The sequence below is a fragment of the Nocardia sp. NPDC004151 genome, assembly GCF_042874235.1.
In the GTDB taxonomy this organism is placed as follows: Bacteria; Actinomycetota; Actinomycetes; order Mycobacteriales; family Mycobacteriaceae; genus Nocardia.
This window is the reverse complement of record NZ_JBIAMR010000003.1, coordinates 136,242-162,038: the sequence shown is the minus strand read 5'-3', so window position 1 is coordinate 162,038 and position 25,797 is coordinate 136,242. Positions and strand designations below refer to the sequence as shown.

The 25,797-nt window shown below is 68.8% G+C and carries 30 protein-coding genes; 17 read left to right on the top strand and 13 right to left on the bottom strand.

Features of this window, described 5'->3' with window-relative positions:
* Positions 1–24 precede the first annotated feature (24 nt).
* Positions 25–603 carry a TIGR03086 family metal-binding protein gene (locus tag ACFYTS_RS08290; protein ID WP_387302265.1) on the bottom strand — a complete coding sequence of 193 codons (579 nt, stop codon included), beginning with the start codon at positions 601–603 and terminating at the stop codon, positions 25–27.
* Positions 604–776: 173 nt separating this feature from the next.
* Between ACFYTS_RS08290 and ACFYTS_RS08285 the strand changes: the two genes are divergently transcribed.
* Both ACFYTS_RS08285 and ACFYTS_RS08280 read left to right on the top strand, forming a co-directional pair.
* A complete protein-coding gene (locus tag ACFYTS_RS08285) occupies positions 777–1,010 on the top strand; it encodes a hypothetical protein (RefSeq protein WP_357281808.1) in 234 nt (77 codons plus the stop codon).
* Between the two features lie 88 nt (positions 1,011–1,098).
* Positions 1,099–1,353, top strand: a complete 255-nt coding sequence (locus tag ACFYTS_RS08280; protein ID WP_357281809.1) for a hypothetical protein — start codon at positions 1,099–1,101, stop codon at positions 1,351–1,353.
* Here ACFYTS_RS08280 and menD read toward each other — a convergent pair.
* Positions 1,350–2,984 carry a 2-succinyl-5-enolpyruvyl-6-hydroxy-3-cyclohexene-1-carboxylic-acid synthase gene (gene menD, locus ACFYTS_RS08275; protein WP_387302263.1) on the bottom strand — a complete coding sequence of 545 codons (1,635 nt, stop codon included), beginning with the start codon at positions 2,982–2,984 and terminating at the stop codon, positions 1,350–1,352. The genes ACFYTS_RS08280 and menD overlap by 4 nt on opposite strands.
* 88 nt (positions 2,985–3,072) lie before the next feature.
* Between menD and ACFYTS_RS08270 the strand changes: the two genes are divergently transcribed.
* Entirely contained in the window at positions 3,073–3,900 is an 828-nt protein-coding gene (locus ACFYTS_RS08270) for a siderophore-interacting protein (protein ID WP_357281813.1), read from the top strand.
* A 100-nt stretch (positions 3,901–4,000) separates the two neighbouring features.
* Here the strand turns inward: ACFYTS_RS08270 and ACFYTS_RS08265 are convergent, their stop codons facing one another.
* A complete protein-coding gene (locus ACFYTS_RS08265; RefSeq protein ID WP_357281814.1) occupies positions 4,001–4,447 on the bottom strand; it encodes a DUF6918 family protein in 447 nt (148 codons plus the stop codon).
* 351 nt (positions 4,448–4,798) lie between these two features.
* On the opposite strand from ACFYTS_RS08265, the gene ACFYTS_RS08260 reads away from it, so the two are divergent.
* The 8 genes from ACFYTS_RS08260 (at position 4,799) to ACFYTS_RS08225 (ending at position 11,353) form a co-directional block, all read left to right on the top strand.
* Entirely contained in the window at positions 4,799–5,692 is an 894-nt protein-coding gene (locus ACFYTS_RS08260; protein ID WP_357281816.1) for a 1,4-dihydroxy-2-naphthoyl-CoA synthase, read from the top strand.
* Positions 5,693–5,765: 73 nt separating this feature from the next.
* Complete coding sequence (locus ACFYTS_RS08255) at positions 5,766–6,158, top strand: VOC family protein (RefSeq protein WP_387302260.1); 393 nt, start codon at positions 5,766–5,768, stop codon at positions 6,156–6,158.
* Positions 6,159–6,248: 90 nt separating this feature from the next.
* Positions 6,249–7,457 carry an inorganic phosphate transporter gene (locus ACFYTS_RS08250; protein ID WP_357281819.1) on the top strand — a complete coding sequence of 403 codons (1,209 nt, stop codon included), beginning with the start codon at positions 6,249–6,251 and terminating at the stop codon, positions 7,455–7,457.
* A 9-nt stretch (positions 7,458–7,466) separates the two neighbouring features.
* Positions 7,467–7,736, top strand: a complete 270-nt coding sequence (locus ACFYTS_RS08245; protein ID WP_357281821.1) for a hypothetical protein — start codon at positions 7,467–7,469, stop codon at positions 7,734–7,736.
* Positions 7,737–7,761: 25 nt separating this feature from the next.
* Positions 7,762–8,139 (top strand): DUF3349 domain-containing protein, encoded by a 378-nt coding sequence (locus ACFYTS_RS08240; protein ID WP_387302257.1) that lies wholly within the window; start codon positions 7,762–7,764, stop codon positions 8,137–8,139.
* A 58-nt stretch (positions 8,140–8,197) separates the two neighbouring features.
* On the top strand, positions 8,198–9,334 hold the full coding sequence (gene menE, locus ACFYTS_RS08235) for an o-succinylbenzoate--CoA ligase (RefSeq protein ID WP_357282036.1): 1,137 nt from the start codon (positions 8,198–8,200) through the stop codon (positions 9,332–9,334).
* A gap of 169 nt (positions 9,335–9,503) precedes the next feature.
* The gene (locus tag ACFYTS_RS08230) at positions 9,504–10,517 is read left to right on the top strand and encodes an ATP-binding cassette domain-containing protein (RefSeq protein WP_357281824.1); all 1,014 of its coding nucleotides are present in this window, start codon (positions 9,504–9,506) and stop codon (positions 10,515–10,517) included.
* Entirely contained in the window at positions 10,514–11,353 is an 840-nt protein-coding gene (locus ACFYTS_RS08225) for an ABC transporter permease (RefSeq protein WP_357281826.1), read from the top strand. The genes ACFYTS_RS08230 and ACFYTS_RS08225 overlap by 4 nt, the downstream gene beginning before the upstream one ends.
* Positions 11,354–11,417: 64 nt before the next feature.
* On the opposite strand, the gene ACFYTS_RS08220 is transcribed toward ACFYTS_RS08225, so the two are convergent.
* Complete coding sequence (locus ACFYTS_RS08220) at positions 11,418–15,089, bottom strand: BTAD domain-containing putative transcriptional regulator (RefSeq protein WP_387302254.1); 3,672 nt, start codon at positions 15,087–15,089, stop codon at positions 11,418–11,420.
* A gap of 149 nt (positions 15,090–15,238) precedes the next feature.
* On the opposite strand from ACFYTS_RS08220, the gene ACFYTS_RS08215 reads away from it, so the two are divergent.
* Both ACFYTS_RS08215 and ACFYTS_RS08210 read left to right on the top strand, forming a co-directional pair.
* A complete protein-coding gene (locus tag ACFYTS_RS08215) occupies positions 15,239–15,694 on the top strand; it encodes an SRPBCC family protein (protein WP_387302252.1) in 456 nt (151 codons plus the stop codon).
* A gap of 60 nt (positions 15,695–15,754) precedes the next feature.
* The gene (locus tag ACFYTS_RS08210; protein WP_357281831.1) at positions 15,755–16,624 is read left to right on the top strand and encodes a 1,4-dihydroxy-2-naphthoate polyprenyltransferase; all 870 of its coding nucleotides are present in this window, start codon (positions 15,755–15,757) and stop codon (positions 16,622–16,624) included.
* A 23-nt stretch (positions 16,625–16,647) separates the two neighbouring features.
* Here ACFYTS_RS08210 and ACFYTS_RS08205 read toward each other — a convergent pair whose 3' ends face one another.
* From ACFYTS_RS08205 to ACFYTS_RS08190, 4 genes are all read right to left on the bottom strand, one after another.
* Positions 16,648–17,028 (bottom strand): phage holin family protein, encoded by a 381-nt coding sequence (locus tag ACFYTS_RS08205; protein WP_387302249.1) that lies wholly within the window; start codon positions 17,026–17,028, stop codon positions 16,648–16,650.
* A gap of 67 nt (positions 17,029–17,095) precedes the next feature.
* Positions 17,096–17,686, bottom strand: coding sequence for a Clp protease N-terminal domain-containing protein (locus ACFYTS_RS08200; RefSeq protein WP_387302247.1), 591 nt, complete (start codon positions 17,684–17,686; stop codon positions 17,096–17,098).
* Positions 17,686–17,907 (bottom strand): helix-turn-helix domain-containing protein, encoded by a 222-nt coding sequence (locus ACFYTS_RS08195; protein WP_067817856.1) that lies wholly within the window; start codon positions 17,905–17,907, stop codon positions 17,686–17,688. Before ACFYTS_RS08195 ends, ACFYTS_RS08200 begins: the two co-directional genes overlap by 1 nt.
* Before the next feature lie 68 nt (positions 17,908–17,975).
* Positions 17,976–18,209: a hypothetical protein gene (locus tag ACFYTS_RS08190; protein ID WP_357281836.1), complete on the bottom strand. Its 234-nt coding sequence runs from the start codon at positions 18,207–18,209 to the stop codon at positions 17,976–17,978.
* 195 nt (positions 18,210–18,404) lie between these two features.
* Between ACFYTS_RS08190 and ACFYTS_RS08185 the strand changes: the two genes are divergently transcribed.
* Positions 18,405–19,289 (top strand): helix-turn-helix domain-containing protein, encoded by an 885-nt coding sequence (locus ACFYTS_RS08185; protein ID WP_357281838.1) that lies wholly within the window; start codon positions 18,405–18,407, stop codon positions 19,287–19,289.
* Between the two features lie 38 nt (positions 19,290–19,327).
* Here the strand turns inward: ACFYTS_RS08185 and ACFYTS_RS08180 are convergent, their stop codons facing one another.
* Together ACFYTS_RS08180 and ACFYTS_RS08175 are read right to left on the bottom strand one after the other, a co-directional pair.
* Complete coding sequence (locus ACFYTS_RS08180) at positions 19,328–20,413, bottom strand: PLP-dependent cysteine synthase family protein (protein ID WP_357281839.1); 1,086 nt, start codon at positions 20,411–20,413, stop codon at positions 19,328–19,330.
* Positions 20,410–20,721 carry a DUF4229 domain-containing protein gene (locus tag ACFYTS_RS08175; RefSeq protein WP_357091000.1) on the bottom strand — a complete coding sequence of 104 codons (312 nt, stop codon included), beginning with the start codon at positions 20,719–20,721 and terminating at the stop codon, positions 20,410–20,412. The genes ACFYTS_RS08180 and ACFYTS_RS08175 overlap by 4 nt, the downstream gene beginning before the upstream one ends.
* A gap of 253 nt (positions 20,722–20,974) precedes the next feature.
* Here ACFYTS_RS08175 and ACFYTS_RS08170 point away from each other — a divergent pair, with 253 nt between their 5' ends.
* The 3 genes from ACFYTS_RS08170 (at position 20,975) to ACFYTS_RS08160 (ending at position 21,849) form a co-directional block, all read left to right on the top strand.
* On the top strand, positions 20,975–21,205 hold the full coding sequence (locus ACFYTS_RS08170) for a BldC family transcriptional regulator (protein ID WP_357281841.1): 231 nt from the start codon (positions 20,975–20,977) through the stop codon (positions 21,203–21,205).
* A gap of 73 nt (positions 21,206–21,278) precedes the next feature.
* The gene (locus tag ACFYTS_RS08165) at positions 21,279–21,476 is read left to right on the top strand and encodes a hypothetical protein (RefSeq protein ID WP_387302244.1); all 198 of its coding nucleotides are present in this window, start codon (positions 21,279–21,281) and stop codon (positions 21,474–21,476) included.
* A 172-nt stretch (positions 21,477–21,648) separates the two neighbouring features.
* A complete protein-coding gene (locus ACFYTS_RS08160) occupies positions 21,649–21,849 on the top strand; it encodes a hypothetical protein (RefSeq protein ID WP_357281844.1) in 201 nt (66 codons plus the stop codon).
* Positions 21,850–21,857: 8 nt separating this feature from the next.
* Here ACFYTS_RS08160 and ACFYTS_RS08155 read toward each other — a convergent pair whose 3' ends face one another.
* The 3 genes from ACFYTS_RS08155 to ACFYTS_RS08145 all read right to left on the bottom strand — a co-directional run bounded on the left by ACFYTS_RS08155 (position 21,858) and on the right by ACFYTS_RS08145 (position 25,797).
* Positions 21,858–23,048, bottom strand: coding sequence for a Rieske 2Fe-2S domain-containing protein (locus ACFYTS_RS08155; RefSeq protein WP_357281845.1), 1,191 nt, complete (start codon positions 23,046–23,048; stop codon positions 21,858–21,860).
* 140 nt (positions 23,049–23,188) lie between these two features.
* Positions 23,189–24,178: a c-type cytochrome biogenesis protein CcsB gene (ccsB, locus tag ACFYTS_RS08150; RefSeq protein ID WP_387302241.1), complete on the bottom strand. Its 990-nt coding sequence runs from the start codon at positions 24,176–24,178 to the stop codon at positions 23,189–23,191.
* Positions 24,178–25,797, bottom strand: coding sequence for a cytochrome c biogenesis protein ResB (locus tag ACFYTS_RS08145; RefSeq protein WP_387302239.1), 1,620 nt, complete (start codon positions 25,795–25,797; stop codon positions 24,178–24,180). The genes ccsB and ACFYTS_RS08145 overlap by 1 nt, the downstream gene beginning before the upstream one ends.

The window sequence follows — 25,797 nt, the reverse complement described above, 5'->3', positions numbered from 1 at the left end:
CCACGGCCCGGCTCCGAGCCCCGATCAGTCCCGGGTCCAGGCCGGATCGCGGCCGGTCAATCCCAGGACGCGGTCCAGCAGCGGCGCCTCGGCCGGAATGTCGACCACGGGCCCGAAGAGTCCCGGGACGCCCTCCCTCGGGGTGTCACGCAGCATGCCCAGCAGCACCTCGAGATCCGCGTCGGCCGGATCGTAGGGTCGCGCCGTCGCGCGGGCCAGGTCCCAGCCGTGCACGATCAGCTCGTCCAGCGCGAACTCGGCCATCGTCCGAGCGGGGGCGAGGACGCCGCCGACCTCGGTCTGCCCCGACCACGCGGCCGGTTCGCGCCAGGCCGCCACCAGTGCCTTCAACTGCGCCGGAATGCGGTCCCGCCAGTCCTCGGGCAGGGTCCCGGCACCGGGCTCGGGCGGCTGCGAGCGGCCGATCATCTCCTTGGTGGCGCCCTGCCGGAAGCCCTCGGTGAAGCCGAGCACGTGGACCAGCATGTCGCCAACGCTGATCCCGGACGGCGTGCGGCGCTCGAGGTCGGCGGCGGAGACGGCGGCGACCACCGCCTCCAGCCCACCCGCGGCGGCTTCCAGATCGAATTCCGGAGTGGTCATGGTTCCTCCCGGAGGCATGCCGAACCGCCGGTGCGGCCCGGTCGGTCATAAGGACGGGGCGGGGCCGCGGAATTCATCGCCGGGCGCGCGAATGCGCTTGCACCGCCGCGTCGCAACCGGTTCGTTAGGTGCGATCAGCGGCGAAAAGCCCTGGTGGGGAGGAGAATTGATAGATGAAGGGTGATCGTGTGGAGATCGTCGTCGACACCGGCGACGGGTCTCGGAACTACGAAATCGTGGCCACCAGAGCGGGCCGCCGCATCGAAACCCGCATCGCGCGCGGGATTATCGAAGTCAGTGAGGTGACCAGAACCGGGGGTCCAGTACGTACTGCCCGCTTCATGGCCGGGCGGGTACTCGCCCTGGTCGAGCATCCCGCCGACGACGGCCCCCAACCCGGCGAGTGACGCCCGGCGGCGGTTGCCGATCGCCGTGAGCAGGGGCATTCTCGAAGGTGGCCGCCTGCACGACCCCACCGGCAGAGAGGAGCCAGCGATGATCGATCGAATCGACGCGGTGCCCGAGGCCGACTACGTCGAACAGCACATCCCCGCCTTCCCGGCGGACGAGCCCTACCCCGATACCGATGCCTACCCGGACCGCGACGTACTCGCCGACCGGGTCCTCGAATCCGATACCGAGATCACCCCGCTGCCCGCCGACGACAACGGCTGGACCGCGTCCGAGGGCGACCTCGTCGAGCAGGCGATCCCCGTCCCGATGGGCGACGACTGGGACCTGCCCGGCTAGCTCGACACTCCCGCGCGCACGGTGGCGTGCAGTTCCCGCAGGCTGGACCGCTCGGTCGCGACCTCGAGCACGCGGATGCCGTGCGCGCGGCCGGTCAGCTCGTCGGCCAGCTGGGACGGGTCGACCTGGCGGTGCGGAATCCGGTAGGCGGCGCACAATGCCGCCAGATCCATGCCGTGCGGGGTGCCGAAGACCCGCTCGAACACGCCCGCGTACTGCGGGTCGCCCTGTTCGAGCAGTTCGAAGATGCCGCCGCCGTCGTCATTGGCGACCACGATGGTGAGATCCTCCGGCCGTGGCTCGCCGGGGCCGATGAGCAGGCCGGACGCGTCGTGCAGGAAGGTCAGGTCGCCCATCAGCGCGATGGTGCGGCCGGGATGGGTGAGCGCCGCGCCGACCGCCGCCGAGACGGTGCCGTCGATGCCGGCCACGCCGCGATTGGACAGCACCCGGATGCCGGGGCGCGGGTGCGCGACCAGGGCCGCGTCGCGGACCGGATTGGACGCGCCGAGCAGCAGCTGGTCGCCGTCCTGCAGGGCGCCGAGCACCACCGCCGCGACGTGCAGACCGGTCGGCTTCGGGTGTCCGGCCAGCTCGGCCCGCACCACCGACACGGCTTTCTCGTTCAGATCCCGGCACAGCTCCAGCCATTCCGGCCGGGGCGCGCCGTGCGTCACCGCGCGGGTGCCGGTGCCCACCACGTTGCCGGACACATCGGGCCAGCGCGGGCCCGTGGTCAGCGCGAAGACGGTGACCTCCGGGTCGGCGAGGACCTTGGACACCTGCCGGTGCAGGGTCGGCCGGCCGGTGATGATGGCCTGCTTCGGCTTCAGCAGCGGCAGGGCCAGCGGATGCAGCGCCGGGCCGTGCATGGGGGCGGTCGGCTCGGCCACGGTCGGCAGCGCCGCGAGTTCGGGGCGATGGCCCGCGCCGTGACCGGAGATGACCACGGTGTCCGGGGTCAGGTCGATGTCGAGCGGGACGTCCAGGGTCGCGTATTGGGTTGCGGTCCAGGGCTGTTCGCCAACCCGGCCGGCGGGCAGAGCGTCGCCGGGCGCCAGGTCCGGGACCAGCGGTTCGCGCAGCGGGATGTCGAAGTGCACGGGTCCGGCATTGCCGGAGCGGGTGCCGCGGGCGGCGGCCAGCACCCGGCACACCGCCGAGCGCCACACGCTGTTCTGCTTCGGGTAGAGCTCGGCGCCGGGCTCGTCCTCGGCCAGTCCGAGGCTGATGGCGGCGCGCACCTGGCTACCGAACAGACCGAACTGCTCGACCGTCTGGTTCGCGCCGGTGCCGAGCATCTCGTAGGGCCGGTTGGCGCTGAGCACGATCAGCGGAACGCGGGCGTAGTTGGCCTCGAGCACGGCGGGCCCGAGATTGGCGACGGCGGTGCCGGAGGTCATCACGACGGGCACCGGGCGGCCGCTCGCCACGGCCAGGCCGACGGCGAGGAATCCGGCGCTGCGCTCGTCGATGCGCATGTGCAGCCGGATCTTCCCGGCCTGGTCAGCGGCCTGTAAGGCGAAGGCCAGCGGCGCGTTTCGCGATCCCGGGCACAGGACCACGTCTCGCACTCCGCCGCGCGCGAGCTCGTCGACGACGACGTGCGCCTGTGCTGTCGATGGATTCACGCCTCCAGCCTCTCAGACAGCCCGGCCGGGCGCTGCGTCGGCCCGATCACACCTATACTGAAAAGTTAGGGTTTGCTAACCTAATCGAATGGCGAAGCGCAGCAAGCATGTCAAGCCCGAACACCGGGAAATCCTCACCGCCGAAGTACTGGCCAGCAAACGGATCAGCCCGCACTTCGTGCGGGTCACCCTGGGCGGACCGGGCCTGACGGGCTTCACCGCCATGGGCTTCGACCAGTGGTTCCGGCTGTTCATGCCGGGCCGCGACGGCGACCTCCGCCTGCCCACCTCGGCCACCAACCTCGGCTGGTACGCGCAGTACCTGATGATGGGCAAGGAACACCGGCCGCTGGCCCGCAACTACACCGTCCGCGACTACCGGGCCGCCGGATTCGGCGAATACGGCAGCACCGCCGAGATCGACATCGACTTCGCCATCCACGGCGACGACACCCCCGCCTCCGCGTGGGCGAACACCGTCACCCCCGGCTGCAAGGCCGGACTGCTGGACGAGGGCATCACCTACCAGGCCCCCGACCACTGCGAGTGGACGCTGCTGGTGGGCGACGAGAGCGCGCTGCCCGGCATCGCGGGCGTGCTGCGCTCGCTGCCGCGTGAGGCGAAGGGCGCGGCCTACATCGAGATCCCGTCCGCCGAGGACAAGCAGGAACTGGGCGAGCCCGCGGGCGTCACGGTGAACTGGCTGGTCCGCACCGACGCGCACGGCGAGGTCGGGGTGCTGGCCGCGGAGGCCGTGCGGCAGGCCGAGATTCCCGGCACCGGCGTCTACGCCTTCGTGGCGGGCGAGCAGAAGTTGGCAGCCGGCGTGCGGCGGCATCTCGCGCAGGAGCGCGCGATCCCGAAGGCGGACATCACCTTCACCGGCTACTGGCGGGTCGGCAAGTCCCAGGGATGAATCGGTCGCGAGTGCCCCCGAACCACCTCGCGGGCATTCGCAATGACCTCAAACGGACCCCGTTCGCGGCCCCTCGCCGGGCCGCGAACCGGTCGGTTGATTAACCAGCGTGACGCTGAACCAGGTCACCCAGGCGCGGAAGAGCCTCGGCGACATGCTTCTTCGCCGACGAGCGCATGGAGTTGTAGACCTTGGTCAGCGCCGGACGCGACGAGGCCTCGGCCCGCGCGTCGGTGACGGCGAGCAGTGCGTCGGCGACCTCGTCCTGCTTGGACACCAGCAGATCGGCGAACGAACCCGAGCCGCCGTTCTGGTACTCGGCCCAGTACGGCTCCAGCTGCTCGACGAACTTGGGCACGAAGGACTCCAGCGCGTCACCCACGATCGAGGGGCTGACCTTCTTGATCGCGGCGTAGCCGCCCTTGACGACGAGGCCCGACGCGCCGCCCTTGTCCGACACCTCCCCGTCCAAAACCTTCTCCGCATCCGCGATGAAGGCGGGACGCTTGGCGTCATCGAGCAGGGATTCAGACAGTGCTGCAACCACTTTCAGGTTCCTCCGGATAGTTTTTCGATGAACGAGCGCACGCAACTATACGCACCGGTGTCCCCACGCACACGATGCCAATGCGCCGCTACTGCCACAGCAGCAACAGCACTGTAAAGCACCCGCAATCGATTGGCAGCGTTTCACTTTCGGCGACTGTTCCCCGGTCGTTCATTTCCCCACGGGTAACAAGTGACCGCTTTGGCCTTCGGACGGTCCATCGGCTAACGATCAGCGCCCTTGCCGGATGGCCGAATTCCGCCGCCGCAATTCCGGGTGACCTGCGAAACACCGCGCCGAACTGCGGTGGGTCTTCACCACGGCGAGAACCGGAACAGTATGTTCACTCCCGTGACCTTCAATGCGACGCTGTGGCGGCCCGTTCCGGGATTCGAGAACCTCACCGACATCACGTACCACCGGCACGTCGAGCAGGGCACGGTCCGGATCGCCTTCGATCGCCCCGAAGTCCGCAACGCTTTCCGGCCGCACACCGTCGACGAGCTCTACCGCGCCCTCGACCACGCCCGGATGACCTCCGACGTCGGCGCGGTCCTGCTCACCGGGAACGGCCCCAGCCCCAAGGACGGCGGCTGGGCCTTCTGCTCCGGCGGCGACCAGCGCATCCGCGGCCGCAGCGGCTACCAGTACGCCTCCGGCGAGACCGCCGACACCGTGGACGCCGCCCGCGCCGGACGCCTGCACATCCTCGAGGTGCAGCGGCTCATCCGCTTCATGCCCAAGGTGGTCATCGCCCTGGTCAACGGCTGGGCCGCGGGCGGCGGGCACAGCCTGCACGTGGTCTGCGACCTCACCCTCGCCTCCCGCGAGCACGCCCGGTTCAAGCAGACCGACGCCGATGTCGGCAGCTTCGACGGCGGATACGGCAGCGCCTACCTGGCGAAGATGGTGGGACAGAAGTTCGCTCGCGAGATCTTCTTCCTGGGGCGGCCGTACACCGCCGAGGAGATGCACGCCATGGGAGCGGTCAACGCGGTCGTGGATCACGAGCAGCTCGAAGACGTCGCGCTGGAGTGGACGGCCGACATCCTGGGCAAGTCGCCCCAGGCCATCCGGATGCTGAAGTACGCGTTCAACCTTCAGGACGACGGACTGGTCGGTCAGCAGCTGTTCGCCGGAGAGGCGACGCGACTGGCCTACATGACCGACGAGGCGGTGGAGGGCCGTGACGCGTTCCTGGAGAAGCGCGACCCGGACTGGACGCCGTACCCCTACTACTTCTGACGCTCCGGAACTCGCGGGGCCTTCGCCCCCGAACCTTCGGGTGCGGCAAACGACGAGCTGTCATGCTGCACTCATGGAGATACTGAGCAGTCGGGTCATTCTCCGGCCGAGCGATTACGAGCGGACCCTGGCCTTCTATCGGGACGCGCTGGGGCTGGCCATCGCTCGCGAGTATCCGGGCGGGACGGTCTTCTTCGCCGGGCAGGGACTGCTCGAGGTGGCCGGGCACGGGCGCGCGGGCGACGCGCCGAGCGGGTTCGCGGGGGCGATCTGGTTGCAGGTGCGTGACTGCGAGGACGCCGCCGCGGAACTCGCGCTGCGCGGGATCGCCATCGACCGCGCGCCCGTGCGCGAACCCTGGGGACTGATCGAGATGTGGCTCCGCGACCCCGACGGCGTGCCGCTGGTGCTCGTGGAGATCCCGGCGAATCATCCGATCCGGCGAGACATCCGGGGCGACGACTGAGGCCCGCGGGCCTTAGCACGAAGGTAACTGTGAAACACGTCCGGGGCACCGGTTAACAGACCGTAAAGACCATGACGCAAACTGATCGGTGTGTCTGCCGAACTGCTCGTTCTGCTGATCGTTGTTTGCACAGCCTTGGCGTTCGACTTCACCAACGGATTCCATGACACCGCGAACGCGATGGCTACCTCCATCGCCACCGGGGCGTTGCGGCCGCGTACCGCCGTACTCCTGTCCGGGGCGCTGAATCTCATCGGGGCTTTCCTCAGTGTGGCCGTCGCGGCGACGGTGGCCTCGGGCATCGTCGACCTGTCGGAGGTGAGCGGACGGGCCCTGCTCGACATCGTCTTCGCGGGTCTGGTCGGCGGCATTCTGTGGAATCTGTTCACCTGGCTGTTGGGTTTGCCGTCCAGTTCCTCGCACGCCCTGTTCGGCGGCATCATCGGCTCGACACTGGCCGCCCTGGGCCTGCACGGCGTGATCTGGACCGCGGGCAGCAAAGGCGTCATCGCCAAGATCATCATCCCGGCGGTGCTCTCCCCCGTCGTGGCCGCGCTGGTCGCCTCGGCCGCCTCCTGGCTGGTGTACCGGATCACCAGCGGCAGCAACGAGAAGACCGTGTCCCGCGGTTTCCGCTGGGGACAGATCGGCACCTCGTCGCTGGTCTCGCTCGCGCACGGCACCAATGACGCGCAGAAGACCATGGGCATCATCTTCTTGGCGCTGATCGCGCACGGTTCGGCCAAAGCCACCGATCCGCTGCCGCTGTGGGTCATCGTGTCGTGTGCCGTCGCCATGGCCGCGGGCACCTGCCTGGGCGGCTGGCGCATCATCCGCACCCTGGGCAAGGGCCTGGTCGACATCGCGCCGCCGCAGGGCTTCGCCGCCGAATCCACCAGTGCGGCGATCATTCTCACCTCGGCCCACTTCGGCCTGCCGCTGTCCACCACGCAGGTGGTGACCGGATCCATCCTCGGCTCCGGCATCGGACGGCCCGGCGCGGAGGTGCGCTGGAACGTGCTCGGCCGCATGGTGGTCGCCTGGGTGCTGACACTGCCGCTGGCCGGTGTGGTCGGCGCGATCTGCTGGGCCATCCTGCACGGCATCGGCGGCACGGTCGGCGTGCTGGTGGTGTTCGGGCTGCTGATCGCCATGGCCGCGCTGATCTGGTACCGCTCCAAGCGCGCCGAGGTGAACTCGCACAACGTCACCGCCGACTGGGAGGGCGCGCCCGCTCCGGCCGCCCCCGCGGCGCCGGCGCAGCCCCACCGCAATGACGACACCGTCGGAATCGGCTAGGAGACCGCGATGCACACCCTGCTCTCCAACCTCTCCGACCTGTGGCGAGTCGTGCTCGCCGCCATGCTCTTCGGGGCCGGGCTGCCCACCGTCTTCGCCGTCGGCATCCGCTGCCGCGCCCACGTGGACGACGGCGCGACCGGGGCCACCCGCACCGCCGCGCTGGTCGCCTCCACCGTCTGCTTCGCGGTGGTCATGATCGCGGTGGTGGTCGGTGTGCTCTTCATCGCACGCGGCTTCCTCGCCACCCGACTCGGAATTCACCTGCTCGGCGCGTGACGCCGCCTCATCGAAAGGCACGCTCGTGAGTACCCCCGAACAGCCGACCCCGCCCGTCGCCGACCCGGCCCCCGCCGCGCCGCCGCGCCAGAACGTGCTGCAGAAGGTGCTGGACTGGCTCAAAGCCGGATATCCGCAGGGCATCCCGCAGTCCGATTACGTGGCGTTGCTGGCCGTCCTGCACCGGCGGCTCACCGACTACGAAGTGCACCTGGTGGTGGAGCGGCTGGTCCGGGACCGGGTCGCGACCCCGGATATGGATCGCGAGGACATCGAGCGCGCCGACATCGAGGCGGCCATCGCCCGAGTTGCCAAGGAGCAGCCCGGCGAGGACGATATCGCTCGGGTGGCCTCCAGGCTCGCAGCCGGCGGTTGGCCGCTGGCGACACCGACGTCCGACTGACCGCACTAGACGGAATGACACGATCGCGAACGTGAGCAATACCCTCCGAACCCTTCCCATGCCCACCGGCGCAGCGGTGGGCGAAGTATTGCCGCATCTGCGAGAAGCCTTGGAGGGCAACGGCCCGGCCTGGCTGCCCGTCCCCACCGCCGACCGCCGCGAGACCCAGCGCCTGAGTTCCAGCCTGCGGCCCGGCGAGGCCATCGACGAGGAAGTGGCCCTGGTGGTCACCACCTCCGGCACCACCGGAAACCCCAAGGGCGCCATGCTCACCGCCGCCAATCTGCGGGCCAGCGGCGACGCCACCCACGAGCGCCTGGGCGGTCCCGGACAGTGGCTGCTGGCGCTGCCCACCCATCACATCGCGGGCATCCAGGTGCTGCTGCGCAGCATTCTGGCCGGGACCGAACCGGCCGTGCTCGACGTCTCCGGCGGCTTCCTGCCCGAGGCCCTGGTCGGCGCGATCGCCGGCATGCGCGGCCCACGCCGCTACACCTCCCTGGTCCCGACCCAGCTGATCAAGGCCCTCGACGAGCCCGCCGCCACCGCCGCCCTGGCCGGACTCGACGGCGTGCTGGTCGGCGGGGCCGCCACCCCGAAACCCGTGCTGGACCGCGCCCGCGCCGCGGGCATCACCGTCTTCCGCACCTACGGCATGAGCGAGACCTGCGGCGGGTGCGTGTACGAGGGAGTACCGCTGACGGGCACCGAGGTACGCATCGAGGACGGGCGGGTGCTGCTCGGCGGCGACATGATCGCCAGGGGCTACCGCAATATCCCCGACCATCCCGCCTTCGCCGAACCCGGCTGGTTCCGCACCGAGGACGCGGGATTCGTCGAGGACGGTGTGCTCACCATCACCGGCCGCCTCGACGAGGCCATCATGACCGGCGGGCTGCTGGTCATCCCGCAGGTCGTCGAGGCCGTGCTGATCACCCACCCCGCGGTCTCCGAATGCGTGGTCCTCGGCCTGCCCGACGACCGGCTCGGCCAGCGGGTGGCCACCGCCATCGTCCCGGCCCCCGGGGCCAGCGCCCCCACCCTCGACGAACTGCGCGACCACGTGGTCGCCGAACTCGACGCCATCGCCGCCCCGCGCGAGCTGGCGGTGCTCGACGAACTGCCGCTGCGCGGGCCCGGCAAGCCCGACCGCGCCGCCCTCCGCCGGCTCCTGCTGGCCGCCTCACCCAACTGACACTCGATCGATCCGGGCCCGCCCATCCGCCGATGGACGGGCCTTTTCGCTGCTCAGGGCATCCCTGGAACCCCGTGCAAGCGGCCCTTGCGCCGGCTCGCGACGCCCTTGCGTGCGCGTGCAATCGCCGTGCAAGCGGGGTGCAAGGCGCGGTCCGCAAGGTGTAGCCATGACTTCTTACACACCTGCTGAGACGCTCGCCATCGAGGCGGACGGCCTGGTCAAGGTCTTCGGGGAGCAGCGGGCCGTCGACGGCGTCAGTCTCGCGGTGCCGCGGGGGGCTGTCTACGGCGTGCTGGGCCCGAACGGGGCCGGCAAGACCACGACCATCCGTATGCTCGCCACCCTGCTCCGCCCGGACGGCGGCAGCGCCCGCATCTTCGGCCGCGACGTGGTGGCCGAACCGACCGCGGTCCGCTCCCTGATCGGCGTGACCGGCCAGTACGCGTCCGTCGACGAAAAGCTCACGGCCACCGAGAATCTGGTGATCTTCTCGCGACTGCTCGGCCTGTCCCGGGCCGAGTCGCGACGCAAGTCCGCCGAACTGCTCGAGGAATTCGGCCTGACCGAGGCCTCCGACAAGGCGCTGGAGAACTTCTCCGGCGGCATGCGGCGCCGCCTCGACCTGGCCGCCAGCCTGATCGCCCGGCCGCCGCTGCTGTTCCTCGACGAACCGACCACCGGCCTGGACCCGCGCACCCGCGCCCAGATGTGGGACACCATCCGGCGGCTGGTGCGCGACGGTTCCACGGTGCTGCTCACCACGCAGTACCTGGACGAGGCCGATCAGCTCGCCGACCGGATCGCGGTCATCGACCGCGGCAAGGTCATCGCCGACGGCACCTCCGACCAGCTCAAGTCCTCGGTCGGCCTGTCCACCCTGCAACTCACCCTCGCCGACCGCGACCGCATCGACGAGGCCCGGATCCTGGTGGGCGAGTACCTGTCCCGCGCCGCGGGCCGCGCCGTCGAGGCCACCATCACCCCCGAGGCGGGCCGCGTCACCGCGCCCCTGCCCGACCCCTCCATCACCACCGACGTCCTGATCCGGTTGCGCGATAACGACATCCGCATCGACGAGATCAATGTCGCCAAGCCCAGCCTGGACGAGGTCTTCTTCGCCCTCACCGGACACGGCGCCGAGGACGAGACCGACAACGACACCGAACGGAGCGCGGCATGACCACGACTCTCACCGCCCCCACCGGGCGGCACGCGGCCACCGCCGCCCCCATCCCCGAAGTCTCCAACCACATCCCGTTCCAGCAGACCGTGGCGAACTCGCTCACCATGGCCTACCGCGGGATCGTCAAGATCAAGCACAATCCCGAGCAGCTGTTCGACGTCACCGTGCAGCCGATCCTGTTCACCGCCCTGTTCGCCTACATCTTCGGCGGCGCCATCGGCGGCAACGTGCACGACTACCTGCCCATCCTGATCCCCGGCATCTTGGTCCAGACCGTGGTGCTGACCTCGGTCGTCACCGGCACCCAGCTGCGCGAGGACATGGACAAGGGCGTGTTCGACCGCTTCAAATCCCTGCCCATCGCCCGTATCTCGGCGCTGGCCGGCGCGCTCATCGCCGATATGGTCCGATACGGGCTGGCCACCACGCTGACCATCGGCATGGGCCTGATCCTCGGCTACCGTCCCGCCGGCGGCGTGGCCGGTGTCGTGGTCGCCGGACTGGTCGTGGTGTTCTGCTCCTTCGCGATCAGCTGGATCTGGGCGCTGATCGGCATCACCGGCAAGAGCGCCCCGGCGGTCCAGGGCATGTCCATGATGATCATGTTCCCGCTGACCTTCATGTCCGGCGCCTTCGCCCAGGTGTCCACCATGCCCGGCTGGCTGCAGGGCATCAACAAGGCCAACCCGGTCTACTACATGGTCGAGTCCGCCCGCGAGCTGATGAACGGCAACGTCTACAGCTCGAACCTGGCCTGGTCGCTGATCGGCTCGGTCGTGGTCATCCTGGTCTTCGCGCCGCTCGCGGTGCGGGCCTACATGCGCCGCGCCTGACCCGCTCGAAAGATGCGCCCGCCCACCGGAATCCGGTGGGCGGGCGTTTCTCGCGTGTCCGGGATCAGAGCACGCCGTCGAGCTCGCCCAGGAGCTCGATGATGCGCTCGGCGGCCTTGCGGCGGCCCAGCCCCGCGACCGAGTGCAGCGCGGCGTCCAGCCGCTCGTCGCCCTGTGTCGAGCGGTGCAGGTCGAGATGCCGGGTCCAGCGCATGGATGGATAGTCCTGGCGACCGAAGACCCGCTGCGACAACGCCAGCAGCTCCAGACCGCGATCGACCTCCGAACCGGTGGCCAGCAGGCAACTGCCGACCGCGCACGCCACCGAACCCAGCTGCGGCAGGTCCCAGTACTGGCCCAGCTTGCGGACCGCGATGTCGGCCAACTCGGCGGCCATCCGGCGGACCAGGTCCGCGCGGCCGTGCAGGACATGCGCGTCGATGGTCACCGAGGCCAGGATCATGTCGCCGGGGCCGGGCACGGTGACACTCTCCGGCCAGTCCAGCAAGGGCAGCACCTGCCGGAACCGGCGTAACCCGGTGTCGGTGTCGCCTTCGACGAGTTCGATTTCCGCGAGCGCGGCCGCCACCACGGCCAGCCGGTGATTCGGCTGGGTCACGGGCGCATCGACCGCGGGAATGCCGCCGTAGGAGCCCAGCACCGGCTCCAATGCCCGCCGCGCCGCCGCCGGTTCGCCCGAACCCGCCAGCGCCACGGCCAGATAGCTGCGCATCTCGACGCTCTCGTCCCAGGCCCGGAATTCCTCCATGAGCTCGACGGTCCGGCGGTAGTAGCCGACCGCCGCCGGGTACCGGCCCGACTGGCCGTGCAAGCTGCCCAGGTGCTGGGAGGTCATCGCCGAGTTCCAGATGTCACGATCGGCATTGATGCGCATGGCGGTCTCGGCGTCGCGGATCGAGCCGTACACGATGCCGCTGTTCTCACACAGGTTGGCGCGCAACAACAATGCCGTGACCTGGATCTGCTGATCGCTCGACCGGGTGCCGTACGCCAGCCGCCTGGCCAGCTGCATGGTGGTGTACGACCGCGTCACCAGTTCGCCGAGAAAACGGAACACCGGGCTCATCGGAGCGCCGGAGCTCAGGGTGCGGCGGATCCAACCGCGAACCGTCGCCACCTCGCGCAGCTCGGGATTGCCGAACAGCATGTGCAGGCCCAGCATCAGATTGCCCAGCACCTGCAGATCGGTCTCCGCGGCGACCGGTGGGCGGACGCGGGCCGGCACCGTCATGATCCGCCGCGACCAGCTGATCAACTCCATGTGCGCGCCGCGCAGCACCCACAATCCCGCCAGCACCGGGAACACCGTGTGCACCACGGCCGCGTCCCGGCGCTCGACGGCGTGCCGCAGCACCGCGACCAGGTTGTCCTGTTCATCGGACAGGGTCAGCACGGTGGAGATCTGTTCGGGCGATTGATAACCGGCCACCGTCTCCACCGCGAAAGCCCTGGCCCACTCCGACATCCGGTCCATCAGCGGACCGGCCTCACCGGTGAGGGCGAGCTGCTCGTCGCCGAATTCCCGGACCGTTTCCAGCATCCGGTAGCGGGTGCCGCCCTGTTCGTCCTCGAGCACCGTCAGCAGGGACTGGCTCACCAGACCGTCGACCGCCGTGGGGACATCGCCGATCTCGGGTCCGGACAGCACTGTCTCGGCCGCGGCGAGGGTGAACCCCGCAGGAAATCGGCACAGCCGGCGCAGGGCGATGCGCTGCGGCTCGTCGAGCAGGTTCCAGCTCCACTCGATCACCGCGTACAGGGTGCGGTGCCGCTGCGGCGAACTGCGATCACCGCTGCGCAGCAGGGTGAATCGGTGATCGAGGCGGGAGTCGATCTCCTCCACGCTCATGGTGCGCACCCGCGCCGCCGCCAATTCGATGGCGAGCGGCAGACCGTCCAGGGTGCGGCACAGTCGGGCCACCACCTCCGGGTCCAACCGCACCGACGGCCGCACCGAGCGGGCGCGGGCCTCGAACAGTTCGGTGGCGGGCGAGCCGGCGGAGTCGATTGTCAACGGCGGCAACGGGTAGACGGCCTCGGCCGTGATCTCCAGCGGCGCGCGGCTGGTGGTGAGCACGGTCAGCTGCTCGCTGGCGCCGACGAGGTCGGCCACCAGTTCGGCCACCGGCTCGATCAGGTGCTCGCAGTTGTCGAGGATGAGCAGGGTCGGCCGCACCGCCAGCGCGTCCCGCAGCCGCTGGCCGATATCACGGCGGCGCTGCTGGATCAGCATGTTCGTTTCCCAGTCGGCGACGCCGAGGGTGGCCGCGATGGCGACCTCGATCTCGGCTCGCGTGTCGGCCGCGCCCGCCGCATCGGCGCGCAGCGAGGCCAACTCCACCAGCGCCACCGCGGTGTCGTGGGACAGGCGCGCGCCCAGCTCATTGGCGACGCGGGTCTTGCCGGTGCCGCCCGGGCCGAGCACCGTGGTCACCCGGGAGGTCCGGACCAACTGCTCGAGCCGCTCCAGATCGGATTCGCGGCCCAGCAAGGGATTCGGCGCGACCCGCAGGCCGATGGCGGTCTCCCCCACCGGTTCCCGCGCGCCCGCGGCGTGCTGTGCGCCCAGCACTCGGCGGAGAGAACGTACCTGTCCGGCGGTCACCGGTGTGTCGGCCAGGGCCGAGCCCGAATCCTCCTGCGCGCGAACCGCGATCACCCCGGAGCCGTTGCCGTGCCGGCGACCGAGGCGGTCGTGGTCCGCGGGTTCGGGCGCCCCGCTCATCGAGCCGGGCCCGTGACCCGCTGCCTTGCGCCCCTCGGCATGACTCCGCCCGGGCGGATACCCCGCTCCCGCGACATGGCCCTGGACCGACGGACCGCCGTCATCGCCCGAATAGCTGGGGACCGCAATGATTCTCGTGTCCGGCCCGCCGTGGCCCGGAGCCGAGCTCCTCGGCACGGCGGGCGCGCCGGGGAGTGGTTCGCCGCGCAGGATGGCGGTGTTCAGCGCCACCAGCGCGGGGCCCGGGTCCGCGCCGAGCTGGTCGACCAGGCGGGTGCGCAGGGTGGCGAAGACGTCGAGGGCCTCGTTGACGCGGCCCGCGGTGGCCAGCAGGCGCATGAGGGTGGCGTGCGCGGGCTCGTCGAACGGGTCGGCGGCCACGGCGTGCTGGGCCAGTTCGATGGCGGCGGGCAGATCGCCGATGGCCTCGCGGGCGGTCAGTTCCAGGGTGTCCAGGGCGCGGCGGCGGGTCGCGGCCTGAGCGGCCAGGTCCTCGGCGACCGGTCCGGGCGGCAGGTCCGCGCCGGGTTCGCCGCGCCACAGGGCGCGGGCGGCGGCCAGCAGTTCCAGGCAGGCGGCGTGGTCACCGGCAGTATGGGCTTGGCGGGCTTGCCTTTCGAGGGACCGCGCCAGACTCAGGTCGACCTGGTCGGCGGTCAGCATGAGCCGGTATCCGGCCGGGCCGATCTCGAGCACACCGTCGGGCAGCGCCGAACGCAGCCGCGAGACCTGGGTGTGCAGGGCGTTCATCGGCGCGCGCGGCGGATCCTCGCCCCACACCTCGTCGATCAGGGCCTGCGCGCTGCGGCTGCGGCCGGGGTGCACGGCCAGGGCCGCCACCAGCAGCCGGGCCCGGGCTCCGGGTACAGCGGCGAGCGCGCCGTCGCGGCGCAGGGCGATCTCACCCAGCAGTGCCACCAGGATCGAGTCGCCCACATCCGCCACCCGCGCGCTGCCCGCGCCGCTCGAACTGCCTTTTTCCGAATTCATTCCCAACCAATCGTAGGTGAGCGATCCCGCTGCCGCCGGACGCGCCGGGCCGCGAGCGCGGGTACCGGCTTACCCGAGCGACCGGACTCGCGGCCACCGGTTTTGCCGAGGGTCGGCCGTCGGCGGGCGGCAGCACCTAGGCTCTGGACATGGCCGAATTCGACATACAGCGGGAAACGGTCATCAAGGCCGATCCCGCGCAGGTTCAGGCGCTCGTCGACGACTTCCACCAGTGGCGCAAGTGGTCGCCGTGGGAGGACGCCGACCCCGCCATGGAACGCACCTACAGCGGGGCCGACCGCGGTATCGGGGCCCGCTACTTCTGGAACGGCAACCGCAAGGCCGGGCGCGGCGATATGGAGATCACCTCCGCCACCGCGGACGCCATCGGCATCAGACTGCACTTCGAGAAGCCGTTCAAGGCCACCAACCAGGTCACCTTCGAATTCCGCCCGCAGGGTGACACCACCGCCGTGACCTGGCGCATGCGCGGCGAGCAGAACGGCCTGATGGCCCTCGTCGGCAAATTGATGCCGATGGATCGCCTGGTGGGCAAGGACTTCGAGAAGGGCCTGGCCCAGCTCAAGGCCGTCGCCGAGGCCTGAGCCACACCGCCGTCGAACTGGACGGGCACGGCCCGCGCCCCTCGCATTAGGCTGCGGTGCATGGCTACAGCAGCACAGTGGATCGAGGGCGCGCGGCCGCGCACCCTTCCGAACGCCATCGCCCCGGTGCTGGCGGGCACCGGCGCCGCGGCCTCGGTCGGCGGGTTCGTGTGGTGGAAAGCGGTGCTGTGCCTGCTGCTCTCGGTGGCGCTCATCATCGGCGTCAACTACGCCAACGACTACTCCGACGGCATTCGCGGCACCGACGACGAGCGGGTCGGCCCGCTGCGGCTGGTCGGCTCCAAGCTCGCGAGTCCGGCCGCGGTGCGCAATGCCGCCATCGCCTGCCTCACGATCGGCGCGATCATCGGGCTGGTGCTGGTGTTCACCACCGCCTGGTGGCTGATCCTGGTCGGCGCGGCCTGCCTGGCCGGAGCCTGGTTCTACACCGGCGGCCGGAACCCGTACGGGTACAGCGGCTTCGGTGAGATCGCCGTGTTCGTGTTCTTCGGCCTGGTGGCGGTGCTGGGCACCGAGTTCGTGCAGGCCGGGCGGGTCGACTGGGCGGGGCTGGTGTGCGCGGTGTCGGTCGGCGCCTTCTCCAGCGCGGTGCTGGTCACCAATAATCTGCGCGACATCCCCACCGACACCGAGTCGGGCAAGCTCACCTTGGCCGTGCGGCTGGGCGACGCCCGCACCCGCACCCTGCACCAGGTGCTGATCCTGGTCCCGTTCCTGGCACTGGCCCTGCTGGCCTGGAGAAGTCCCTGGACGCTGGCCGCGCTGGTCGCGCTGCCGGCGGCGGTGAAGGCCAATGAGCCGGTCCGGTCCGGCGCGAACGGGCCGGGTCTGATTCCCGCCCTCGCCGGAACCGGTCAGGCGATGCTGATCTGGTCGATCGTGGTGGCCGCCGCGCTGGCCATCGGCTGACCCGCGCGGACGACCAGTCGGGCTCAGTCCTCGTCGGGCACCAGGATGCCGAGCACCCAGTTCACCAGCGAGATGATGAGCCCGCCGAGCACAGCGGCCCAGAACCCCTCCACACGCAGGCCGTACTCCGTGGTCTCGGTGATCTTCGCGGTCAGCCACAGCATGAGCGCGTTGATCACCAGCAGGAACAGACCCAGCGAAACCACGATGAAGGGGAACGAGAGCACCTTCACGATTGGTTTCACAAGAGTGTTCACAATTGCGAACACCACGGTTATGGCTGCGACCACCAGGATCTTGCTCTGGGTGGTTTGCTCTGGGGTCTCGATCTTGATGCCGGTCACCCAGGCGGCGGCCAGCCAGATGGCCACCCCGTTGATCAGCAGACGTATCAGTAGCGTCATGCCCCGATCGTAGGGCGAGATCGGCGCGGCGGCCGGATATCGCGCACCGGCCGGACGGTGGCACCGGTCAGGCCGCGCGATCCAGGTACCCGGTCACCGCGTCGCGCAGGGTGCGGACCGCGTCGTCGTCGCCGAGCAGGCGGCGGGTGACCGGGTTGGGCGCGCGCAGCACGGCCAGCACCATGTGCCCGGCCTCGATGCGGTCGGCCTTGCGGGCCAACGCCTCCCGCAGCGACAGCTCGACGATCTTCTTCGAATCCGAGGTGAAGGGAATGTGGCCGCGCGGGCCGCCTTCCGCCCCCCAGTACTTGCGCCAGCGCGAACCCTCGGGGGGAACGGCCGCCTCGTCGAGGGCGTTCTCGCCGAAGGTCGCCTCTAGGCTCTCCCGGACGGCGTCGAGATCGATGCCGATGGAGCGCAGGGCCTCCGCGTCCTCGGCGCCGAGCGGTTCCCCGGTCCGCTTGCGGGCCAGCGCCTCTCGCACGTCGTCGGCGGTGAGGCCGTGCGCCGCGAGGATTTCCCGCAGGCCGCCGTCCGGGCAGACCAGCAGCCCGAGCAGCATGTGCTCGACCTCGATGGTCGAGGAGCACAGATCGCGCGCTTCCTCCTGGGCCAGGACGACCGCGGTGCGGGCGGGTTTGGCGAATCGTTCGAACATCAGCGGATACCGCCCTTCCGGTTGTACTTCTGGTGGACCGCCTGCCGGCTGACCTCGAGCGCGTCGGCGATGGCCTGCCAGGACCAGCCCTGCCTGCGGGCATTGGTGACCTGGATGGCCTCGAGTCGCTCGAGCAACCGGCGCAGTGCGAGCACCGCGCGGAGCCCGACCTGGGGGTCGGGGCTGCCGGCGGCGGCCGCCAGAGTCGTTGCTTCACTCATGATTGTCAATTTACGTTGACACTCACGGCGCGTCAACGAAAATTGACATCAGGAAGGGGTTTTCGCCGTCAGCAGAAGGGGACGAACGGGGCGTAGTCGCGCACGCAGCCGTCGGTCCAGTCCCACAGCTCGTCAGGGTCGGCCGGGATGCCGTTCTGCAGCCGCAGCCGCCAGCCGCCGGGCACCTTCTCCCACAGATCGCCGTCACGGTCCTTGTAGAGACCGAACGCGGACGGCTCCCAGGCGTTGATCTTCGTGCTGCGCTGCGTGGTGATGGCGCTGCCGCGCGCCGATGAGATCACCCATGGCCCGACTGTGACATTCACATCTCCGGCCGACCGCGGTTGCTGCCCCAACTCGACTCCCCATTTGTTGTTGTTTCAAACTATTGGAGCAGAACGGACTGCCCGAACCCTCGTCGAGCGGGAACCGCACGGGTATCCGTCGGCAACCGCGCGTGTAACTGACGGCCATACAAGTAAGGTCTGCCTAAGTAAATGGATGGAGTACCTACGTTCGGCGAGTACATTCGCCAGCGCCGCACCACCGCGAATCTCACGCGTCCCCAACTGGCCTGGCTGGCCAACCTCTCGGTGCCCTACCTGACCAAGATCGAAGGCGGCGCCAATCCCTCGCGACGGGTCATCGAATCCCTGGCGACCGCGCTCAAACTGACGCCGGTCGACTTCGAGTACGCGCTCGTGCTCGCCGAGGGACCGCTGCCGCGCATCGAACCCGACCTGCCGACCCCGGCCGACCTGGACTACCTGGACCTGCTCAACCCCGGCATCGGCGCGTACGTCAGCGGACTGTGGGACGTCCTCGCCGTCAACGCCGCGCACCAGGAGTTCTTCCCGGAACTGGTGGCCGGATCCAACTACCTGGAATGGCTGATCTTCAATCCGATCTCCCGGACCGTCATGGTGAACTGGGACAACGAGGTTCGCATGGCGGTCAGCCGCTTCCGCATGCAGCTGGCCCGCACCTGCGAGGAGGAGCGCGGCGCCCAGATCCTCGACCGCTGCCTGGCCGATCCGGACTTCGCGCTGCTGTGGCATTCCGACACGGTCGCGGTCGAGCGCGGGGATCTCACCAAGTTGGTGCGGGATCCGCGCACACTGGCGATTACCGAGATGCGGATCAATATGTGGCGCACCCAATCCACGTTGCATTCGTGGCTTCTGGTGATGGGAACGGTGGTCGATCGACCCACCGCGGTGACCCGTCCGGTGATGCGTCAGCGCCCCGAAACGTCAAGGGGTATTAACACCTCCGAGGGTGGCGTTACCCCGTCGAGACGCGCGAAAAACGTTGCGCCAGGTAAGGATCCGATGCCCACAACCCCATTGCAGCAACTCGATAGCAAACTCTCCGATGGGTGACCAACCGATATCGGCCGACCCGTCGTGCCGTGCGAAAACTAGCCCGACCAAGTACCGGTGGCGATGAATTCGGTCAGCACCGCGGTCGGCTCGGCCAAGCTCAGCCCCTGGTCGGCAACCCATTCGTCATTGAAATAGGTTCCGGCATAACGGTCTCCGCCGTCACAGAGCAGCGTCACCACGCTGCCGGTACGGTTCGCGGCGATCATCTCGGCAATCAGGGCAAAGGCCCCCCACAGATTGGTGCCCGTGGAGCCGCCCACGCGCCGGCCCAGCACCGTGCTCGCGTGCCGCGTGGTCGCCACCGAGGCCGCATCGGGCACCTCGATCATGCAGTCCACCACGGTCGGAATGAACGACGGTTCCACCCGCGGCCGGCCGATGCCCTCAATCCGGGACGGCATACCGGTCTGGTAATCCAGGTCATCGAGCTCGTAACCGCCGTAGAACGCCGAGTTCTCCGGATCCACCACGGCCAGCCGGGTCTCGTGCCGCTTGTAGCGCAGGTAGCGGCCGATGGTCGCGCCGGTACCGCCGGTCCCCGCGCCCACCACCACCCAGGCCGGCACGGGATGGGTCTCCAGGGTCATCTGCTGGAAGATGGACTCCGCGATGTTGTTGTTGCCGCGCCAGTCGGTGGCGCGCTCGGCATTGGTGAACTGGTCCATGTAGTGGCCGCCGGTCTCGGCCGCCAATCGCGCTGCCTCGGCATAGATGTCGGGGGCGCGTTCCACCAGGTGACAGCGCCCGCCCTGGGCCTCGATGAGGGCCAGCTTCTCCGGAGACGTCTTCGCCGGGACCACGGCCACGAAGTCCAGGCCCAGCATCTTGGCGAAATAGGCCTCGCTGATCGCGGTCGATCCTGACGAAGCCTCCACCACCGTGGTGCCCTCGGCGACCCAGCCGTTGCAAATGGCGTAGAGGAACAGCGATCTCGCCAGCCGGTGCTTGAGACTGCCCGTCGGATGGGTGGATTCGTCCTTCAGGTACAGCTGAACGCCCCACTCCGGGGGCAGCGGGTAGCGCAGCAAATGCGTGTCCGCGCTGCGCTGGGAGTCCGCGTCGATGAGCCGGACGGCATTGTCCACCCAGGCCCGGGGTGCGCTGCGATCGCAGCGTTTCACTGCTCGCCCTTGCCCTGCAGCCTCGAGCGCAGCTGGTCGCGGTCCGCGCGGCGCTTGGCGTCCACGGCGGCGATGTCCCGGTTCACCTGGGTCCGCAGCTTCTTGAACAGCACCAGCGACAGCGGCATGGCGATGAGCAGCGCGAACAACAGGGCGACGATGAGGGGAATGGACACCTTCACCGCGGCGGCGACGCCCACGATGATCGCGGTGATGACGGCGACCAGCCCGAGCCGGGCCACCGTGTAGAGGGCCAGATTGCGCGCCAGGCTACGGCCCGCACCGTCGGGTCGGGTTGCTTCACTCACGGGGTCCAGACTAGGGGACGGCGGATCGGGAAACGGCCGCGACCCTCGTCCGCCCAGGTCAGACAGGCCAACCGGTCTGTATGTCGCTGGCCGTTCGCTACGGCACGGCCAAAAGTGACCGTAAACACATAACGGATATCCGTTTTGTCTATTACTTCCTCTTTACCAAAGCGAGACCGTTCGAACACCCAGGGGGTGCAGTGCAACGATGTCGCTACTGATGAGGGATCTGTCGAAACGGAAAGGTTTGCGAATGACTGCGTTCACCGCGGCGAGCCGCGCATTGGGTTCCGTCACCGGTCAGGACACCCTGCTCACCCCAGGCCAAGTCGCTGCCATGTTCCATGTCGATCCGAAGACCGTGACCCGGTGGGCTCACGCGGGTCGGCTCGGCTCCCTGCGGACTCCGGGCGGTCACCGCCGGTTCCGCGAGTCGGAAGTTTTGCAACTCCTGCGGTCCCTCACCACCGAGGCCCGCCTGTAGCACCGATATTCACGGATTACCGTCCGCTTCACGTGCCGCGGGTACGCGCTCGGATTACCCTCGAAGTCAGGAGGTGAGCGACGTGGCGTACCTGTTGGCACTCATCGCGGTAGTGACCGTCGCGATGCTGTGCTGGAAGGCCTTCGGACCCCAGCGATCGGCCGGCACCGGCCCAGCACCCGCTCGGCGCAATCGCGTTATCGGTCCCGAAGACGATCCGGATTTCCTCGCCAAACTCTCCCGGGAGCATCGCGATGGCGAATCCACCTGATTCACCGAAGTTCCGCCAATGAAGTAGCCATAGCGATATATGTGACCGTCCCCCGTGGAACCGCTTCGGCGCAGCCCACGGGGGATCGTCGTTTTTCCGGGCCTGGTCCGCGCCCGACGCGCGCATACTGGGGCAGTCCGGTTCCACAGCTGGGCCCATCCGGAGGTGCCTGATGGAGCGTGAACAGAACCTGTCGCAGGACGCCCGGCGCAAAGCCGGGGACGAACGAGCCGCCGCACGGCGGGCCGAGCGACACGGGCAACTATCGGACATGCACCTGATCCGTGAGGAATCGGGCGCGGACTACGAGCCGCTGACTCGGGGTCAGGTGCGTATGACCGACGTCGAACTAGGCGAGTACGAGCACGGCTGAGCAAACTCTCAGTGGCTGAGGGCGTCCTCCTCCGCCTTGCGGCGCAGGTTCTCGGCGACCTCGGCCTCCCAGGCCTCGTTCGCCTTGGTGGTGTCGACCTCGAACTCGAAGCGCTGCACCGACTTCGGGTCGATGTCGGCGACGTCCACGTAGAACTGGTCGTACCAGCGGCGCAGTTGGTAGACCGGGCCGTCCTCCTCGGTCAGCAGCGGGTTCTCGATCTTGGACTTGTGCTTCCAGATCTCGACGTCCTGCAGGAAGCCGTCGCCGATGCCCTTGGTCATCTTCTTGGCGATCTTGTCCGCCTGGGCGTCGTCGACACCCTGCGGCTTGCGCACCGACATGCCGTACTGCAGCACGAACGCGTCCTGCGAGATCGGGTAGTGGCAGTTGATCAGCACGGTCTCGAGCTCGAAGCCGCTGTAGTTGTTGATCAGCGGATTGACCATGTACGACGGGCCGAAGTACGAGGCCACCGACTTCAGGGTGGAGTCGCCGCCGTACTGGGTGGCCATGCCCTTGTCCGGGCGGGCCGTGGAGTCCAGGTACTGGGTCGCGATGTGGCCCTCGAAGACGTTCTTGAAGTACGTCGGGTACGCGTAGTGGATGTAGAAGAAGTGGGCCATGTCGACCACGTTGTCGATGATCTCGCGGCAGTTGGAGCCCTCGATGATCATGGACTCCCAGGTCCAGTCGGTCCAGCCGTCCCCGATCGTCTCCAGGCCATTGCCCTCGGCGTCGGTGAACGGACCCTCGATGTAGGGGATCGTCACCTCGTCGGTGGGCGGGTTGCCCTCGTGGTCGTGCCACACGAACAGTTGTCCGTTGCGCTCCAAGGTGATCCACGAGCGTGTACGGGCCAGCGGCGGCACCCGGCGGGCATACGGGATGCCGGTGCACTTGCCGTTGCCGCCCCAGCGCCAGTCGTGGAACGGGCACGCGATGGAGTCGCCCTTGACCTCACCCATGCTCAGATCGCCGCCGAGGTGACGGCAGTACGAGTCGAGCACGTGCAGTTCGTTCTTGCTGTCGGCGAAGATCACCAGCTTGGTCCCGAAGGCCGAAACCTGGTGCGGCTTACCGTCGCGGAACGCGCCGGCCAGTCCGAGGCAGTGCCATCCCCGCGCGTACCGCGTCGGCGCCTCGCCCACATCGATCTCGCGCACCTTGCGAACCCGGCCCTCCGGCGTCACTGCCATCTCGAGCACCCCTTCACTAAAACTAGAACGTGTTCTAATCACTGTCGCTTAATACCGTACAGCGCAACAGCACTCAGGGGTAGTGCCAGCACGAAGAAGGCCCCGGCACAGATGCGCCGGGGCCTTCGAGAACAGCGGGATCAGTTCAGTCCGGCATACGAGTGCAGGCCGCTGACCACGATATTGATGATGAAGAGGTTGAAGAGCATCGCGACGAAACCGGCGATGTTGATCCAGGCGGCCTTGGTGTCACGCCAGCCGGAGGTGGCGCGGGCGTGCAGGTAAGCGGCGTAGAGAACCCAGGCGATGAAGGAGCAGGTCTCCTTCGGGTCCCAGCCCCAGAAGCGGCCCCAGGCGGCCTCGGCCCAGATCGCGCCCAGGATGACGCCCGCGCCGAAGATGGGGAAGCCGATGATGGTGGTGCGGTAGGCCAGACGGTCCAGCAGCTGGGCGTCGGGGAGGCGGCGGGCCAGCTGGCCCCAGATGTTGTCGGCCTCCGCGCCCGCGGGCTGCCAGATGCGGAACAGGAACAGCAGGCTCGCGATACCCGAGACCAGGAAGACGCCCGAACCGATCGAGATCACGGTGACGTGGATCGGGAGCCAGTAGGACTTCAGGGCGGGGACGACGGGAGCCGCGTCCACGTGCAGCTTGGTGCCCGCCAGGAACAGCAGGATCAGCACCGGGGTCAGCAGGAAGGACCACATGCCGCGGTAGCGCTGGTCGTTCAGCAGGACCAGGCCGAGCAGGACAGCGGCGGCACAGGCCATCGAGATGAACTCGAACATATTGCCCAGCGGGAAACGGTGGGTCGCGAAGCCGCGCAAGACGATCGAGGCCACGTGCACCCCGAAGCCGACGAACAGGACCGCGAAGCCCATATTGCCGAGACGCTCGGAGAACGGGCGACCGGGGCCGCGTGACTCCACCTTGCCGGGCACGTTCGGCGCAGGCGGCTCGGCGACCGGGTCGGAACCGCCACCGGCGGTGACCAATTCGCGGGTGGTGGTCGGCACCGTGCGGGTGAGGGCGAACTGCCAGACCAGCATGATCCAGACCAGCGCGTAGATCACGATGGCCGATTTGAATCCGAGATCGCTGTAAGAGGCGAGATTCTCGTCGATCGGCATTACTTCTCTCCCGTCAGCAGCCGCTCACGCAGGCGGTCGAACTCGCCGCCCCAGCCGGCCTGGTCGGTGCGGGCCAAACCACCCATTTCTACTACGGTACGTCGTACACCGTCGGACGCCTCGCCGGGGTACACCCGCAACCAGATGCGACGGCGCTTCACCAGCAGCGACACCAACAGGCCCGCCATCATGGTCAACGCCGACACCAGCACCCACTGCTGCGCCGGATCGTGCGAGACCTGCAGGTTCACGAACTCTTCCGCGCCATCGAAGGTCACCTTGGTGCCGTCGGACAGGGTCGAGGTCTCCCCCGGCTTCAGGTTCACCCGCTGTTCCTTCACCAGGCGGCCCTGCTTGATCATCTCCGGATCCAGCGCGAACAGCGACTGCGCGCGGCCGGTGTCCAGACCGGTGTCGCCCTTGTAGATGTCGATGGCCACCGCGGGATCGCTCATCGCCGGATACCGGGAGGTGAGCAGCTGACCGTGCATGAGCGCGGTCGGCGCGAACAGGCCCTGGATCGCCACCTGATGCTTGCGGCGCTCCTCCTCGCTCGGATACATGCCGCCCGGCGGATCGATGCGCAGCACGCCCGAGGACAGGAAGGTGGTGGCGTCGTCCGGCTTCCACTGGATGGCCTCGGTGCGGGTCTGCCCGTTCGGGAAGGTCACCGTGAACTTGGGCGCGAAACCGTGGCCCTGCAGATACACCCGGTCCCCCGCGACGCGCAGCGGATGGTTCACCTGGATGGTGGTGTCGTTCCACCGTCCGGAGGCCAGGTCGGCGCCGGTCTGGTACTGGATGTTCGAGGTGAACATCGCCGCCTGACCGTTCTTCAGGTAGTCGGCCTTGAAGTCCTTGACCCGCACGCACATCGGGGTCAGCCCGGTGCCGTCGTTGACATTGCCCGCGCGGAACGAGTCGAACACCGCGGGCGAGGTGGTGCAGAAGCCGGGGCCGTCATTGGCGAGCACCACGACATTGCCCTCGTAGCCGAACAGCTTGCCGATCGCGATCGCCGCCAGCAGGCCCACCAGCGCGAGGTGGAAGACCAGGTTGCCGAGTTCGCGGGTGTAGCCCTTCTCCGCGGACAGGGTCAGCTCCCCGTCCCGATCGCCCGGCTGCACCACCGTGCGCCAGCCGCGCATCTGGCCGCGGGCCCGATCCAGCACCTGCTCCGGGGTCTCCGCGTCGGTGCCGGACCAGTGGTGCGGCAGACGGGACAGGTTGCGCGGAGCCTTGGTCAGCGGCGCGCGCAAGGCCCGGTAGTGGTCCACGCAGCGCGGCAGGATGCAGCCCACCAGCGAGACGAACAGCAGCACGTAGACGGCCGTGAACCAGAAGCTGGAGAACACGTCGAACAGCTGCAACCGGTCCATCCACGGACCCAGGGTCGCGCGATTGCGGATGTAGTCGTCGACCTTGCCCGCGTTGAGACTGCGCTGCGGCAGCAGCGCGCCCGGAATGGCGGCCAAGGCCAGCAGGAACAGCAGCATGAGCGCGGTGCGCATGCTGGTCAGGCCGCGCCAGGTGTTGCGGACCAGGCCGAGGATGCGGCGCGGCGGCGACTGACGCGGCGGACGGGCACGGGCGCTGGGGGTTTCGATGGTGGCAGTCAT

Bases quoted from the DNA above. Each gene is read 5' to 3' on its own strand.
- ACFYTS_RS08185 (WP_357281838.1), top strand. From the start codon at position 18,405: ATGGATGGAGTACCTACGTTCGGCGAGTACATTCGCCAGCGCCGCACC.
- ACFYTS_RS08255 (WP_387302260.1), top strand. From the start codon at position 5,766: ATGGAGATACTGAGCAGTCGGGTCATTCTCCGGCCGAGCGATTACGAG.
- menE (WP_357282036.1), top strand. From the start codon at position 8,198: ATGCCCACCGGCGCAGCGGTGGGCGAAGTATTGCCGCATCTGCGAGAA.
- ACFYTS_RS08200 (WP_387302247.1), bottom strand. From the start codon at position 17,686: ATGTTCGAACGATTCGCCAAACCCGCCCGCACCGCGGTCGTCCTGGCC.
- ACFYTS_RS08220 (WP_387302254.1), bottom strand. From the start codon at position 15,089: ATGAATTCGGAAAAAGGCAGTTCGAGCGGCGCGGGCAGCGCGCGGGTG.
- ccsB (WP_387302241.1), bottom strand. From the start codon at position 24,178: ATGCCGATCGACGAGAATCTCGCCTCTTACAGCGATCTCGGATTCAAA.
- ACFYTS_RS08225 (WP_357281826.1), top strand. From the start codon at position 10,514: ATGACCACGACTCTCACCGCCCCCACCGGGCGGCACGCGGCCACCGCC.
- ACFYTS_RS08195 (WP_067817856.1), bottom strand. From the start codon at position 17,907: ATGAGTGAAGCAACGACTCTGGCGGCCGCCGCCGGCAGCCCCGACCCC.
- ACFYTS_RS08280 (WP_357281809.1), top strand. From the start codon at position 1,099: ATGATCGATCGAATCGACGCGGTGCCCGAGGCCGACTACGTCGAACAG.
- ACFYTS_RS08270 (WP_357281813.1), top strand. From the start codon at position 3,073: ATGGCGAAGCGCAGCAAGCATGTCAAGCCCGAACACCGGGAAATCCTC.
- ACFYTS_RS08145 (WP_387302239.1), bottom strand. From the start codon at position 25,797: ATGACTGCCACCATCGAAACCCCCAGCGCCCGTGCCCGTCCGCCGCGT.
- ACFYTS_RS08170 (WP_357281841.1), top strand. From the start codon at position 20,975: ATGACTGCGTTCACCGCGGCGAGCCGCGCATTGGGTTCCGTCACCGGT.
- ACFYTS_RS08230 (WP_357281824.1), top strand. From the start codon at position 9,504: ATGACTTCTTACACACCTGCTGAGACGCTCGCCATCGAGGCGGACGGC.
- ACFYTS_RS08205 (WP_387302249.1), bottom strand. From the start codon at position 17,028: ATGACGCTACTGATACGTCTGCTGATCAACGGGGTGGCCATCTGGCTG.
- ACFYTS_RS08290 (WP_387302265.1), bottom strand. From the start codon at position 603: ATGACCACTCCGGAATTCGATCTGGAAGCCGCCGCGGGTGGGCTGGAG.
- ACFYTS_RS08210 (WP_357281831.1), top strand. From the start codon at position 15,755: ATGGCTACAGCAGCACAGTGGATCGAGGGCGCGCGGCCGCGCACCCTT.
- ACFYTS_RS08155 (WP_357281845.1), bottom strand. From the start codon at position 23,048: ATGGCAGTGACGCCGGAGGGCCGGGTTCGCAAGGTGCGCGAGATCGAT.
- ACFYTS_RS08215 (WP_387302252.1), top strand. From the start codon at position 15,239: ATGGCCGAATTCGACATACAGCGGGAAACGGTCATCAAGGCCGATCCC.
- ACFYTS_RS08245 (WP_357281821.1), top strand. From the start codon at position 7,467: ATGCACACCCTGCTCTCCAACCTCTCCGACCTGTGGCGAGTCGTGCTC.
- ACFYTS_RS08285 (WP_357281808.1), top strand. From the start codon at position 777: ATGAAGGGTGATCGTGTGGAGATCGTCGTCGACACCGGCGACGGGTCT.
- ACFYTS_RS08160 (WP_357281844.1), top strand. From the start codon at position 21,649: ATGGAGCGTGAACAGAACCTGTCGCAGGACGCCCGGCGCAAAGCCGGG.